At 48.8% G+C, this 13,647-nt stretch carries 10 protein-coding genes; 9 read left to right on the forward strand and 1 reads right to left on the reverse strand.

Annotated elements, in window-relative coordinates:
* The first annotated feature begins 398 nt into the window (after nt 1-398).
* The 9 genes from NQ518_RS05475 (at nt 399) to NQ518_RS05515 (ending at nt 12,120) form a co-directional block, all read left to right on the forward strand.
* Complete coding sequence (locus NQ518_RS05475) at nt 399-1,271, forward strand: hypothetical protein (protein WP_102696756.1); 873 nt, start codon at nt 399-401, stop codon at nt 1,269-1,271.
* Nucleotides 1,272-1,286: 15 nt separating this feature from the next.
* Nucleotides 1,287-2,777 (forward strand): TolC family protein, encoded by a 1,491-nt coding sequence (locus tag NQ518_RS05480; protein WP_227207855.1) that lies wholly within the window; start codon nt 1,287-1,289, stop codon nt 2,775-2,777.
* An 8-nt stretch (nt 2,778-2,785) separates the two neighbouring features.
* Nucleotides 2,786-3,775 (forward strand): HlyD family secretion protein, encoded by a 990-nt coding sequence (locus tag NQ518_RS05485; protein ID WP_227207857.1) that lies wholly within the window; start codon nt 2,786-2,788, stop codon nt 3,773-3,775.
* Between the two features lie 133 nt (nt 3,776-3,908).
* Nucleotides 3,909-5,072 (forward strand): ABC transporter permease, encoded by a 1,164-nt coding sequence (locus NQ518_RS05490; RefSeq protein WP_004347422.1) that lies wholly within the window; start codon nt 3,909-3,911, stop codon nt 5,070-5,072.
* Nucleotides 5,073-5,131: 59 nt separating this feature from the next.
* Nucleotides 5,132-6,412: an ABC transporter permease gene (locus NQ518_RS05495; RefSeq protein ID WP_227207860.1), complete on the forward strand. Its 1,281-nt coding sequence runs from the start codon at nt 5,132-5,134 to the stop codon at nt 6,410-6,412.
* A 228-nt stretch (nt 6,413-6,640) separates the two neighbouring features.
* Nucleotides 6,641-9,967 carry a DUF2723 domain-containing protein gene (locus NQ518_RS05500; RefSeq protein WP_227207862.1) on the forward strand — a complete coding sequence of 1,109 codons (3,327 nt, stop codon included), beginning with the start codon at nt 6,641-6,643 and terminating at the stop codon, nt 9,965-9,967.
* 93 nt (nt 9,968-10,060) lie between these two features.
* Complete coding sequence (locus tag NQ518_RS05505) at nt 10,061-10,672, forward strand: polysaccharide deacetylase family protein (RefSeq protein WP_227207864.1); 612 nt, start codon at nt 10,061-10,063, stop codon at nt 10,670-10,672.
* Nucleotides 10,650-11,630 carry a tRNA epoxyqueuosine(34) reductase QueG gene (queG, locus tag NQ518_RS05510; RefSeq protein WP_227207866.1) on the forward strand — a complete coding sequence of 327 codons (981 nt, stop codon included), beginning with the start codon at nt 10,650-10,652 and terminating at the stop codon, nt 11,628-11,630. The genes NQ518_RS05505 and queG overlap by 23 nt, the downstream gene beginning before the upstream one ends.
* Nucleotides 11,631-11,643: 13 nt before the next feature.
* Complete coding sequence (locus tag NQ518_RS05515; RefSeq protein WP_227960550.1) at nt 11,644-12,120, forward strand: DUF4112 domain-containing protein; 477 nt, start codon at nt 11,644-11,646, stop codon at nt 12,118-12,120.
* A 120-nt stretch (nt 12,121-12,240) separates the two neighbouring features.
* Here the strand turns inward: NQ518_RS05515 and glmM are convergent, their stop codons facing one another.
* Nucleotides 12,241-13,623 (reverse strand): phosphoglucosamine mutase, encoded by a 1,383-nt coding sequence (glmM, locus tag NQ518_RS05520; protein WP_227960549.1) that lies wholly within the window; start codon nt 13,621-13,623, stop codon nt 12,241-12,243.
* Nucleotides 13,624-13,647 lie beyond the last annotated feature (24 nt).

Here is a 13,647-nt window from a genome sequence, read left to right on the forward strand (position 1 = left end):
TTGTGTAAAAATACGTTTTTTCTTCCTAAATTATTGCCTCCTTACATCCGCTGTGCCTATTGATTTTTTCCAGATGAACAGTTTTCAACAGCTGTTTTTGGGGTAAAAAACGATGAAAATATCTGACAAATTCTTCTATTACGTCTCTGCATCACAGCAGTGACACAAGATTGACGCATACCTCTAACTCACCATGCAGCATCCCCTGAGCGCAGGGGGGTCGCATCACATCCTACAACGAAATACAAAGCTCAAGACCCCCAAAAAGTGCTTTGCAAAGTTTATTTTTATCAAAAAACATTAAAAACAAGCCGAATGGTCATTTGTCTTTTATTTTTTTTTGCCAATCAACATTAAATATATAAATTTGCAAAGACAATTATTAAGTAAAATTACCTATGAAAAAAAAGGTAGTCATTCCGATAATCGTTTTCATGCTCCTACTCGTTGCAGGCATTGTATATCTTGCCTACAACCTGAACAAGCAGCAACAGCATAACCAGGAGATGCAAGAGTTGGCCGAGCTGGACAAGCAGGAAATGGAAAACGAATATCAACGATTTGCCGATCAATATAGTGAGATGAAGACACAAATCAGCAACGATTCCATTGTCGCTCAGCTCACCAAAGAACAGGAAAAGACCGAGCGGCTCTTGAACGAGCTGAAGCAAGTAAAGAGCAATGACGCTCGTGAAATTGCCAGGTTGAAAAAAGAATTGGCCACCGTGCGCGCCGTCCTGCGCAGCTATGTGATGGAAATAGACTCGCTGAACCGGCTCAATCAAAACCTGACCAAGGAAAATACCCGCATCAAGGGAGAATATGAAGCTGCCAACCGACAAATAGAAGGGTTGAGCACTGAAAAGGCAAACCTGTCGGAGAAGGTGGCCATCGCTGCACAATTGGATGCCACAGGCATTAACCTATCCCTTCGTGACAAGCGAGGCAGGGCAACCAAGCGGTTGAAAAAGGCTAAGACCCTGCAAGTGGATTTCAGCATTGCGAAAAACGTTACTGCCACCAATGGCATGCGTACGCTGTATGTGCGCATTGTAGCACCTACGGGAAGCGTGCTGGGCGGAGCCGGTACATTCCCATACGAGAACAAGAATTTGCAGGCTACTGCAAAAAAAACCGTGGAATACGGCGGTCAGCAAACCAATGTCACAGCCTATTGGAACATAGACCAAGCCATGGTCTCGGGTACATATCAGGTGAGCATCTTTGCAGAAGGTAACATGATAGGATCACGAAGTTTTACATTAGATTAGCAGTTGAATGAATCGATGATGAACAGACTTTATACTACACTGGTTCTGATGGGTACGCTGTTGCCTGTTCATGCGCAAACGACACTGTCGCTTGACAGTTGTCGGGCCATGGCCCTGCGCAACAACAAGCAGCTGAATGTAGCCAAGCTCCAACAAGACGTCGCCAGAAACATGCGAAAATCCCTGAGAACAAAATATCTGCCGAAAATCGATGCGATGGGTGGATATGAATTTGTCAGTAAGGAGATTTCACTTCTCAACGACCAACAGAAAGCTGGATTTGCCAACTTGGGCACCAACATCAGCAACGGCATGGGAGCCAATTTATCCACCATGATTGGCGGATTGGTACAACAAGGGGTTCTCTCCCCACAAATGGCACAGCAACTGGGCTCACTGATGGAAAACCTGGGGGCTGCCATCGGCCAAGCCGGAAATGCCATAGGCAACAGCATCAATGAGGCCTTGAAGACAGACACCCGGCAAGTATGGGCAGGAACGGTGATGGTGAAGCAGCCCATCTACATGGGAGGAGCCATTATCGCAGCCAACAACATTGCAGACATCAACGAACAGATGGCTGCCAACGGCCTGTCACAACGCACACAGACCACACTTTACGACATCGACCACGCCTATTGGCTGGTGGTGTCATTGAGACAAAAGCAAAAACTGGCTAACAGCTATCAAGAACTCGTCAAGAAGCTCAGCTCTGATGTACAGAAGATGATAGAGCAAGGTGTAGCCACGCGTGCAGACGGTTTGAAAGTAGACGTGAAAGTGAACGAGGCTGACATGCAGGTGACACAGGCCGAAAACGGAGTTGCCCTCGCCAAGATGTTGCTTTGCCAATTGTGTGGGCTACCCTTGGAAGAGAACATTCAATTGGCTGACGAAAATGCCGAGTTGCTGTCCCCAGGAGTGAACAGTGAGGCCAATCAGGCGATTGACATCACCACTACCCGCCCGGAATTGCGCTTACTGCAAAACGCCGTTGACATCAGCAAACAGAACACTCGGCTCATCCGGGCAGCCTACCTGCCACATGTAGCACTTACAGGTGGTTATTTCATCTCAAATCCAAATATGTTCAATGGCTTCCAGCGAAAGTTCTCGGGTGCATGGAATGTGGGAGTCATTGTTCAGGTGCCGGTGTGGAACTGGTTTGAGGGTGCCTATAAAGTGCGTGCCACCAAGACGGCCACCAGCATCGCCGAGCTCACCATGAGCGACGCACAAGAAAAGATAGAACTGCAAATCGCACAAAGCAGATTCAAGGTGAAAGAAGCTAACAAAAAGTTGGCTATGGCCATGAAGAGCGTGTCAAGTGCAGAAGAAAACCTGCGCAGTGCTAATCTGGGATTCAAAGAAGGTGTCATGGAATCGACGGATGTCATGGCTGCGCAAACAGCATGGCAGAAAGCTCAAAGTCAAAAAATAGAAGCAGAAGTAGAAGTTAAATTAGCCCAAGTAAACCTCAACAAGGCGCTTGGCATCTTACAATAATAAATATCATGTCGGCAAAATCACAACACAACAACATTTTACTGGCGATCATTGGATTCGCTACAGTTGTCATTCTCGTGGCCATCATCGGTTTTTTCACGTTAGGAAAGAAGCCAGAGATTGTTCAAGGCGAAATTGAAGTGTCTGAATACCGCGTTTCAAGCAAACTGCCTGGTCGTATCTTGGAGTTAAGAGTCAAGGAAGGTGATTACGTCCGGGTGGGCGATACGCTGGCCATCCTGGAGGCTCCCGAGGTAAATGCCCAGGAAAAGGCAGCAGCTGCCCAACAACAGGCTGCCGCCGCCATGAGCGACATGGCAGACAAAGGAGCCAGAAAAGAACAGATTCAAGCTGCTTATCAATTGTGGCAACAGGCATTAGCGGCGGCAGATATCGCCCAGAAATCGTACGAACGCGTGCAAAACCTTTTTGACCAAGGGGTGATGAGTGCTCAAAAGCGCGACGAAGCCTTTGCTGGCTACAAGGCACGCGAAGCACAAGTGAAGGCGGCCAAGAGCCAATATGACATGGCCAAGAACGGTGCTCGCGAAGAAGAGAAACGCGCTGCGAAGAAACAGGCTCAAGCAGCTGAGGGAGCCGCCAATGTGGTTCGATCGCTATTGAGAGAGACCGTTCAGATATCCAACGTAGAAGGTGAAGTCAGCAGCGTATATCCTAAGGAAGGCGAACTGGTGGGTACAGGATCGCCCATCATGAGCATTTCCATCATGAAAGACCTTTGGGGAACCTTCAACATCCGCGAAGACCAACTCAATGGCATGAAGGTGGGTGATACTTTCAAGGCTTACGCACCCGCTTTCAACAAAGAGATCAACATGAAAGTGTTCTACATCAAGGACCAAGGGTCATACGCTGTTTGGAAAGCCACCAAGACCAATGGGCAATATGACTTGAAAACATTTGAGGTAAAAGCACGTCCTACCCAAAAATTCGAGGGTCTTCGTCCAGGAATGTCGCTCGTCATCAAGGAGTCATAAGCGAGGTTTTCAGAATTGTGTAGATGTTGGTTCCAGTTCATTGCAGCTGAATCAGGTCTGCAAGAGAATCACGACACCTTCCCATGGTTCATCACCACAACTGTCCATCACATAGGATTCATCACGTAGATACATGTTAAAAAAAATAATACAGATTGCCTTTCGCGAATGTGGAATATTGCTACATAATCCCATCTATGGATTCTGCATGGTGATATTCCCCATCCTGGTCATCATCTTTTTTACATCCTTGATGAACGAAGGCCAACCCGTGAAGATGCCTGTCGGCGTGGTTGACTTGGACAACACGACCACCTCGCGCAAGCTGATTCGCAATCTTGACTCCTACCAGATGAGCCATGTCGTGGCACATTATTCCAACATGAACGATGCCCGGCAGGCTATCCAGCGCAACGAGATTTATGCTTTTCTGCTCATTCCGAAAGGCATGACAAGCGACCTCACCAGTGCACGCCAACCAAAAATCTCTTTTTATTACAGTAGTGTGTCACTCGTAGCTGGCTCTACGCTGTACAAGGATTTGAAAACCATTACGACGCTCGGTTCGGCAGGAGTTGCTTCCGCTAAACTAACAGCCATGGGGAAGACCAATGACGAGGTTAGAACCTTCTTACAGCCCATCGCCATCGACCTGCACATGATCAACAATCCATTGGCCAACTACAATGTTTACCTTTCCACGACCATGATTCCAGGCGTATTGCTCATCTTCATGTTTCTTATCTCTGCCTATTCCATTGGTACGGAACTCAAGTTCAAAGAATCAAAGAAGTGGCTGGCCATGGCTGACAACAACATCTATGTGGCCATGGCAGGAAAGATGCTGCCGCAAACCATCATCTTCCTAACCATCTTCTACGCCTTTGAAATTTATATCTACTATGTGCTGGGCTTTCCACACCCAGGCGGTCTCTTTCCCATCTTGTTGCTCGGACTGCTCACGGTACTGGCAGGACAAGGCTTTGGCATCTTCGCTTTTGGTCTGGTACCCTCACTGCGCATGTCCATGAGTGTATGCTCACTATGGGCCGTTCTGGGCTTTACGACCAGCGGCGCCACATATCCGGTGTTTTCCATGAGCCCGATGATTGAGGCGATGGCACAACTATTCCCTCTCAGGCACTACTACATGATTTACCAACAGTGCATCTTCAACGGCTTCCCGCTGACAGACGCTTGGCTCAATCTCCTGGCACTGTGCACCTTCATCATACTGCCGATATTCACCCTGCGCAACATCAAGCGAGCCATGCTCACCTATGTATATATACCTTAACAGGACGTAAGATAAACTAAGCAACTCAATAGAAGTTTAAAGACAAGAAACAAGCAAACATGAACGAAAGTTTCTTCCAGAGAATCAAAGAAGGCATCCAGGATATGTGTTATATCTGGGTCAAGGAGATACGCTCTTCCGTGACCGATGAAGGCGTGCTGATTTTTTGCATCTTGGTGCCACTTCTCTATCCTCTTGTCTATTCCTGGGCTTACACGAACGAAGTGACACGCGAAGTGCCGGTTGCTGTTGTTGACTTCTCCAAATCACAACTTAGCCGTCAGTTCATTCGTTCGGTAGACGCTTCGCCCGGCACCGACGTGACTTACCATGTCAACAGCTTAAACGAAGCACGTGAACTGGTAGCTCGACAAAAAGTTCACGGCATCCTGTATTTTCCCGCTGACTTCTCAAACAAACTATACCGAGGGCAGCAATCCCACGTCAGCCTTTACTGCGACATGAGCCTGATGCTCACCTATAAAGCCATTTATCAAAGTACACAGGAGGTGGCCAGCATGCTGAACACCGAGCTGCAGCTGCAACAGGCGGGCGGATACACCAACCGAGATGATGAGATTGCAGCACAACCTCTGGCCGTGGACGATGTTCAAATATTCAATTCGACGGGCGGATACGGCAATGCGCTCATCCCCGGCGTGCTGATGATGATCATGCAGCAGACGCTGTTGTTGGGCATCGGTCTGGCTGCAGGAACGGCCAGAGAGAACAATCGCTACAAAGACCTTGTACCCATCAGCCGACATTACAATGGCATATTCCGCATCGTCATGGGCAAATCTATGGCCTACTTCATGCTCTATGCAGTCATCGGAGCTTACCTGTCATTGATAGTGCCCAGGCTTTTCGGCTTTACTACCCTCGCCTCAGGAGCTGCGCTGGTGGGTCTGCTCGTTCCATACATCCTGGCTTGCATCTTCTTCGGTATGGCCTTGTCGTGTATGGTCCGCTATCGCGAGAACGTCATCCTGCTGGTTGTCTTCACATCCATTCCCTTAATATTCATGACAGGCGTTTCATGGCCCCAAAATAACATACCTGGAATATGGCAAGGTGTGGCCTATCTTTTCCCATCTACCTTCGGCGTTAGAGGATTCTTGCGCATCAATGGCATGGGAGCCACGCTGGCTGACATCAAAACAGAATACCAAGTTTTATGGGTGCAGGTACTGGCCTATTTCCTACTCACTTGTTTGGTTTACCGCTATCAAATCATCCATACTCGTCGTCATGCCTTGGAACGCATCGCACGGTTGAAACAAAAAGCAAAGGAAGCGATAGAGAGAAAGGAAAGACTGGCCAGCGAAAAATCCGAATAAAGGTAAAAGGTTCATCATCGGGCATCCGTATCCTCCAATCATTTCACAAATGCCGATGTCACATTTTTTAAGTCTTTCACCCCACTGTTTTAATTGTTTTTGCGTACCTTTGCAAAATATAGGTTGTTACGTTGACCATCAACGAGTTTTTTGCTTACAAATAGCATAACAAGCAAAGAAAGGACAGCCTATCAATAGGATGCAAAATTATTATTCATCATTATATCAATGAAACAATTCAGATTAGTAGATAATGTGGTTGGATGGGTTGCCTTCCTCGTGGCTGCCATCACCTACTGTCTTACTGTAGAGCCGACAGCCAGCTTCTGGGACTGTCCAGAGTTCATCACCACAGGTTACAAACTGGAAGTAGGGCATCCGCCGGGGGCACCATTCTTCATGCTTACGGCCAATCTCTTCACGCAGTTTGTGAGTGATCCGTCTAAGGTGGCCCTCATGGTCAACATCATGAGTGCGTTGCTGAGTGCCGTCACGGTACTGTTCCTGTTCTGGACTATTACACACCTCACGCGCAAGCTTATCCTGAAAGACTGGGACAGTCTGTCACTGGGAAAACTCATCGCCATCGAGGCATCAGGCATGGTGGGCGCACTGATCTACTGTTTCAGCGACACGGCGTGGTTCTCGGCTGTCGAGGGCGAGGTGTATGCCTACTCATCGGCATTCACGGCTGTTGTATTCTGGCTCATCTTGAAATGGGAAGACCACGCTGACGAACCCCACAGCGACCGTTGGCTGCTGCTCATCGCCTACATGACGGGGCTATCCATCGGCGTACACCTGCTCAACCTGCTGTGTATCCCGGCCATTGTGTTGGTGTTTGTGTACCGCAAGTTCCCCGACATCGAGGTCAAGGGCTCACTTATTGCCCTGCTTGGCTCGTTTGTCATAGTGGCCGGCGTGCTGTACGGACTCATCCCGGGCATCATCACTGTGGGCGGATGGTTCGAGCTTTTCTTCGTTAACACACTCGGCATGCCGTTCAACACGGGTACCATCGTGTACATCCTATTGCTGGTTAGCACTGTGGTGTGGGCCATCTACGAGAGCTATGTGGGACGAAGCAACCGCCGCATGAATATTGCTTTCATGCTGTCGGTGGCCATGTTGGGCATCCCGTTCTACGGTTATGGCTGGAGTGCGGTGTGCATCGGCGTGGTAGTGTTGGCCCTGCTGTGGTTCGTACTCAACTATACAAACAAGGTTGAGAAGAAGCGAGTGCCGCTCATCAGCGCGCGCATTAAGAACACTGTGCTGCTGGGACTGCTGATGCTCATGATAGGTTACTCGAGCTATGCACTCATTGTGATACGCTCGGCGGCCAACCCTCCGATGGATCAGAACTCACCCGAGGACATTTTCACATTAGGTAAATACTTGAGTAGAGACCAATATGGCTACCGTCCGCTCTTCTACGGACAGGCTTATACTTCCCAAGTAAAGCTTGATGTACAGGGCAACCAATGCATTCCCAGTATGACCGAGGGAGAACCCATATACGCACAGAAGGAAAAAGCAAGTAAGGACGAGAAGGACTCATACTTTGTTGTGACGCACAACTCCAAATACATCTACGCACAGAACATGCTCTTCCCGCGCATGTACTCGTCAGACCACGCCACGGCCTACGAGAGTTGGATGGGCGGCGTGGATGGCACACAGGTGCCATACGACCGCTGTGGTGAAAACATCATGGTGAAGGTGCCAACGCAATGGGAGAACCTGCGTTTCTTCTTGAGCTACCAGTGCAACTTTATGTACTGGCGCTACTTCATGTGGAACTTCGCTGGTCGCCAGAATGGCATACAGGGCAACGGCGAACTGGAGCACGGCAACTGGATCTCGGGCATCCCGCTGATTGACAATCCACGACTGGGCGACCAGAGCAAGCTGCCCGACGAGCTGAAAAACGACAAGGGACACAACGTGTACTACATGCTACCGCTGCTGCTGGGACTCATCGGACTGTTCTGGCAGGCATGGCGTGGCAAGCGAGGCATCCGTCAGTTCTGGGTGGTATTCTTCCTGTTCTTTATGACAGGATTGGCTATCGTGATCTATCTGAACCAGACTCCGTTGCAGCCTCGCGAACGTGACTACGCCTATGCGGGATCGTTCTACGCCTTCGCCATCTGGTGTGGCATCGGCGTGGCAGCCATCATCGACCTGCTGAAGAAGTATCTCAAGCTCAACGAAACGGTATTGGCTGCCATAGCAGGCATAGCCTGTTTGCTGGTACCAGTGCAGATGGCCAGTCAGAATTGGGACGATCATGACAGAAGTGGGCGATACACCTGCCGAGACTTCGGGCAGAACTACCTGATGACCTTGCAGGATAAAGGCTACCCAATACTCTTCACCAACGGCGACAACGACACCTTCCCACTTTGGTACAACCAAGATGTGGAGGGCGTACGAACCGACGCCAGGGTATGTAACCTGAGCTATCTGCAGACCGACTGGTACATTGATCAGATGAAGCGGCCTGCCTACGACTCGCCATCTGTACCTATCAGCTGGCCAAGATTAGACTATTGCTCGGGAACCAACGAGGCTGTGCCCATTCAGAGCGAGTGGAAGAAAGAGTTGGAGCAATACTACAGGGACTATCCCGAAGAGGCCAGGAAGCAATTCGGCGATGAGCCGTTCGAGTTAAAGAACATCATCAAATACTGGATGCGGTCGAAAGACGAAGACAGACACGTCATCCCAACCGACACGGTATATGTGACCATCGACAAAGAGGCCGTGAGGAAGAGCGGTATGATGATGGCTTCCGACACTATTCCTGACAAGATGATTATCTCTTTAGTTGGCAAACGTGCGCTGCATAAAGGCGAAATGATGATGCTGGAGATGATTGCTGAATGCGGATGGACACGACCTATCTACGTCGCCACGACCGTTGCCGCCAGATACTACATGAACCTGGGCGACAACTTCGTGAGCGAAGGACTGGTGAATCGTATCACACCTTTCACCACTAACAAGCCCGGCGTGAAGAACTTCGACACCGAAAAGGCCTACAACAACCTCATGAATCGTTACAAGTACGGCGGACTGGAGAAGAAAGGCCTCTACATCGACGAAACCACCATGGGCATGTGCGTGACACACCGACGCCTATTCGCACAGCTGGCCACAGAACTACTCAAGGAAGGCAAGACCGATAAAGCTGCAAAGGCTTTGGCTAAGGCCGAACGTGTGATACCTGAATACAATGTACCGATAAGCTGGAAGAGTGGTTCCCTGGACATGGCACGCGCCTATGTGCTGCTGGGACAGAAAGCAAAGGCAAAGCATATCCTTCAAAAACTATGGAAAGACCATACGCAATATGCAGACTGGTACCTTAGTTTGGATGGCACTAGATTCCTTGCATCACAAGAAGATTGCATGCTATACTTCCAACTCATGATGGAAGTGAACAAGATTACGTCACTCTTCGACACCGCGTGGGCCAAAAAACAAATGGACGAATTGAACCGATGGTACAACCTATATGCACGAAAAGGCGGTCGCACTTTAGAGTGATTCATGATAAATGTTGATGCCGGGACACAAGCATGTCAGTCAGACTAATTGGTTCTCGGCATCAATTCTTAAAGAAAAAGAAGAAAATAAAGCATGTTCATTGAGCAACCAGCCAAATGGTTACGGTGGTTATACCCCAACGCCCTGTGGCGAATGGATAGGAACGAGCGTTCTGTCTACCTGACTTTCGACGATGGTCCGATACCCAGTTCCACGCCTTTCATCCTCGACACACTGGCTGAATTCGACGCCAAGGCCACCTTCTTCATGGTGGGCGAGAACGTACTACGCTATCACGACCTGTACAACCGCATCGTAGAAGAAGGCCATCAGGTGGGCAATCACACTTTCAACCACATGGGGTCGCTCAAACATTGGGCACTGACCTATGGCATCAACATCCAGAAAGCCAACGAACTGATACACGCCCACCTTTTCCGCCCGCCCCATGGATGGATGCGATGGTCGGTATATTGGTGGCTATCCAGACGCTATCAAATCGTGATGTGGGACCTCGTGACCCGAGATTACTCCAAGTGGATGACGGCAGAAGATGTGTTGAGAAACGTCAAGCGATATGCCCGCAACGGCTCCATCATTACTTTTCACGATTCGACAAAAAGCATCGACAAGCTACGATACGCCCTACCAGAGGCCTTGAAATGGCTGAAAGAACAAGGATATGAATTCAAGACTTTCGAGTGAGCTGAAGGCTGAGGCATTAAACCTCGGCTTTTTTGCTTGCGGAATTGCACGCGCTGAAGCCGTTGACGACACCAACGCCCAACATGTAAGGCAGTGGATTAACGAAGGACGGCAGGCAGACATGGACTACATGCGCAACCATACCGAGATGAGACTTGACCCACGACTGCTCATGAAAGGCGTGAAAAGCATCGTGTCGGTTGCCATGAACTATACACCAGCGCAACACATCCCATCTAATCAGTTGCAGTTTGCTGCGTATGCTTACGGCGAAGACTATCACGACATTGTCAAGAAAAAGCTAAGACAACTGGCATTGAAGTTTGATTTCAAGGAATTGCGCATGCAAGATGAACCGAACAAGGAGAATAACGAAGTCCATTTTCGGGTTTTCTGTGACTCTGCACCTGTGCTGGAGCGTTATTGGGCCACTCGTGCAGGACTGGGTTGGATTGGCCGTAACCACCAACTGATCATCCCAAAAGCTGGTAGCATGTTCTTCCTTGGCGAGCTGTTCTTGACCATTGAGTTAGACTATGATGAACCCATGCGCAGCCGTTGCGGCAATTGTCATGCGTGCATTGATGCCTGCCCCACTGGCGCCATCACCAAAGACGGGCCGCTCGACGCCAACAAATGCCTCTCCTACCAAACCATAGAGAACCGTGGAGACATCTCAAAAGATATCGCCGAGAAGATGGGAAATACCATTTACGGCTGCGACCGCTGTCAGCAAGCATGCCCATGGAACCGCTTCTCCATACCCAACAACACACCAGAGCTACAACCGAAGCCAGAGTTCATGGCCATGACACGCGACAAGTGGATGCAGCTTTCAGAAGATGAATACCGCCAACTATTCAAAAAGAGTGCGGTAAAACGAGCAAAATACGAGGGACTGATGCGCAACATCCAAGCCATAGTTGACCTCTCGGAAGAACAAAAACAAGATCATTAAGACAGAAAGAACGATGAACTCACAAGAAAGAAAAGAACAATTACGAAATAGCAAACCATACCAGGCCATAAAACACATCACCATCTATCTGGACAATTACCACCTTGATGGTGTCGCTGGTTTGGTACCAGGAGGAATAGGTGACGCCGTGACCGCCTTATTCGGCTTGACACATGTCTACTTCGCTATGTTCAAGCTGCATTCAATTCCGCTAACCTTGGCAGTGCTGAACAACACTTTGCGTGACGTGCTGTTAGGACTGATTCCTTTCTACGTCGGCAATGTCATTGATTTTTTCCACCATTCTAACAAGAAGAACATGGTACTCATCGACGGATTCATCCACGGCGACAAAGCCATCATCAAGGAAGTAAACAAACGGGCGTTGCAAGCTGCGGTCTTCCTCGTTTTCTTTATCATCGCCATTGCCATGATGATTGCCCTGCTGATATGGTTGGCAAAAACACTGGGAACCATGATTTTCAGTTAAAACTCCATACAAGCCTCAGCGAAAAGATGTTCCGCATACTTACCAAAATCCCCAAGACGACGTGTCGCCTTGGGGGTTTTGACGTTTGATGGTTGGCAGATGACGACCAAGCAATACGTCTTATTGCATTTCATAAACCACATCCATGAGTTTACGGCCAAGACTCTCAGCCTCTTCCATTGTCGCAGCTTCACTGTAAACACGAATGATAGGCTCCGTGTTGCTGGCTCGCAAGTGAACCCATTTGTCAGCAAAATCAATCTTGACGCCATCGATATCTGTCACCTTTTCATCCGCATACATTTCCTTGATACGATCCAAGATGGCACTGATATCAGTCTCTGGTGTCAGGTCAATACGGTTTTTCGCCATGAAATAGTTGGGGTAAGACTTGCGAAGCTCACTCACTTTACAGCCTTTATGTGCCAAAGAAGAGAGGAAGAGGGCAATACCAACCAAGGCATCGCGACCATAATGGCTCTCCGGATAAATCACTCCCCCATTGCCTTCACCACCGATGACGGCATTCACCTCCTTCATCTTTGTGGTAACGTTCACTTCTCCAACGGCTGAAGCCATGTACTGTCCGCCATGTTTCTCGGTCACGTCACACAGCGCACGTGTAGAACTGAGGTTTGAAACGGTGTTGCCAGGTGTATGACTCAACACATAGTCAGCCACACTAACCAGCGTGTATTCCTCACCAAACATGGTACCATCTTCACAGATAAACGCCAAGCGGTCTACATCCGGATCAACAACGATACCAAGGTCGTAGCCACCTTTGGACATTTCCTGCATGATACCTCCCAAATTCTTTTCCAATGGCTCTGGGTTGTGTGCGAAATCACCCGTAGGTTCACCGTTCAAAAGCGTGTATTCAACGCCCAATTCGTTCAACAGTTTTGGCAGAATGATGCCACCAACACTGTTGATACCATCCACGGCAACCTTGAAATGAACTTTTTTGATGGCCTCCCGATCAACCAACTTCAGTGCCAACACACTCTCAATATGGCGTTGGTCGAATGAAGAATCTTCGGTGTAATGACCTAAATTGTCCACATCCGCATAGTTGAAATCTTCACTTTCAGCGATGTCGAGCACCTCGTTTCCTTCCGATTTTGTAAGAAATTCGCCTTCATGATTGAGCAATTTCAGTGCATTCCATTGTCTTGGGTTATGACTCGCAGTGATGATAATGCCCCCAGCCGCCTGTGTCATACGCACAGCCAGTTCGGTTGTGGGCGTCGTAGCCAATCCAATGTTAATGACATCATAACCAATTCCCATCAACGTTCCACACACCACGTTCTTCACCATCTCACCTGAAATGCGCGCATCGCGTCCCACCACAATGGTATTGCTCTGCGACTTTCCACTTCTACGGATAAACGTAGCGTAAGCAGATGTGAACTTGACGATGTCCAATGGGTTCAACGTGTCGCCCGAACGACCTCCAATGGTACCCCGAATTCCTGAAATTGATTTGATTAACGTCATGATGTTTCCTGTTTAATGTTAGTT

The sequence above is a fragment of the Hoylesella buccalis ATCC 35310 genome, from assembly GCF_025151385.1.
In the GTDB taxonomy this organism is placed as follows: Bacteria; Bacteroidota; Bacteroidia; order Bacteroidales; family Bacteroidaceae; genus Prevotella; species Prevotella buccalis.

Coding starts and splice junctions, on each gene's coding strand:
- queG (WP_227207866.1), top strand. CDS start 10,650: ATGAATTCAAGACTTTCGAGTGAGCTGAAGGCTGAGGCATTAAACCTC.
- NQ518_RS05490 (WP_004347422.1), top strand. CDS start 3,909: ATGTTAAAAAAAATAATACAGATTGCCTTTCGCGAATGTGGAATATTG.
- NQ518_RS05505 (WP_227207864.1), top strand. CDS start 10,061: ATGTTCATTGAGCAACCAGCCAAATGGTTACGGTGGTTATACCCCAAC.
- NQ518_RS05515 (WP_227960550.1), top strand. CDS start 11,644: ATGAACTCACAAGAAAGAAAAGAACAATTACGAAATAGCAAACCATAC.
- NQ518_RS05500 (WP_227207862.1), top strand. CDS start 6,641: ATGAAACAATTCAGATTAGTAGATAATGTGGTTGGATGGGTTGCCTTC.
- NQ518_RS05495 (WP_227207860.1), top strand. CDS start 5,132: ATGAACGAAAGTTTCTTCCAGAGAATCAAAGAAGGCATCCAGGATATG.
- NQ518_RS05475 (WP_102696756.1), top strand. CDS start 399: ATGAAAAAAAAGGTAGTCATTCCGATAATCGTTTTCATGCTCCTACTC.
- NQ518_RS05485 (WP_227207857.1), top strand. CDS start 2,786: ATGTCGGCAAAATCACAACACAACAACATTTTACTGGCGATCATTGGA.
- glmM (WP_227960549.1), bottom strand. CDS start 13,623: ATGACGTTAATCAAATCAATTTCAGGAATTCGGGGTACCATTGGAGGT.
- NQ518_RS05480 (WP_227207855.1), top strand. CDS start 1,287: ATGATGAACAGACTTTATACTACACTGGTTCTGATGGGTACGCTGTTG.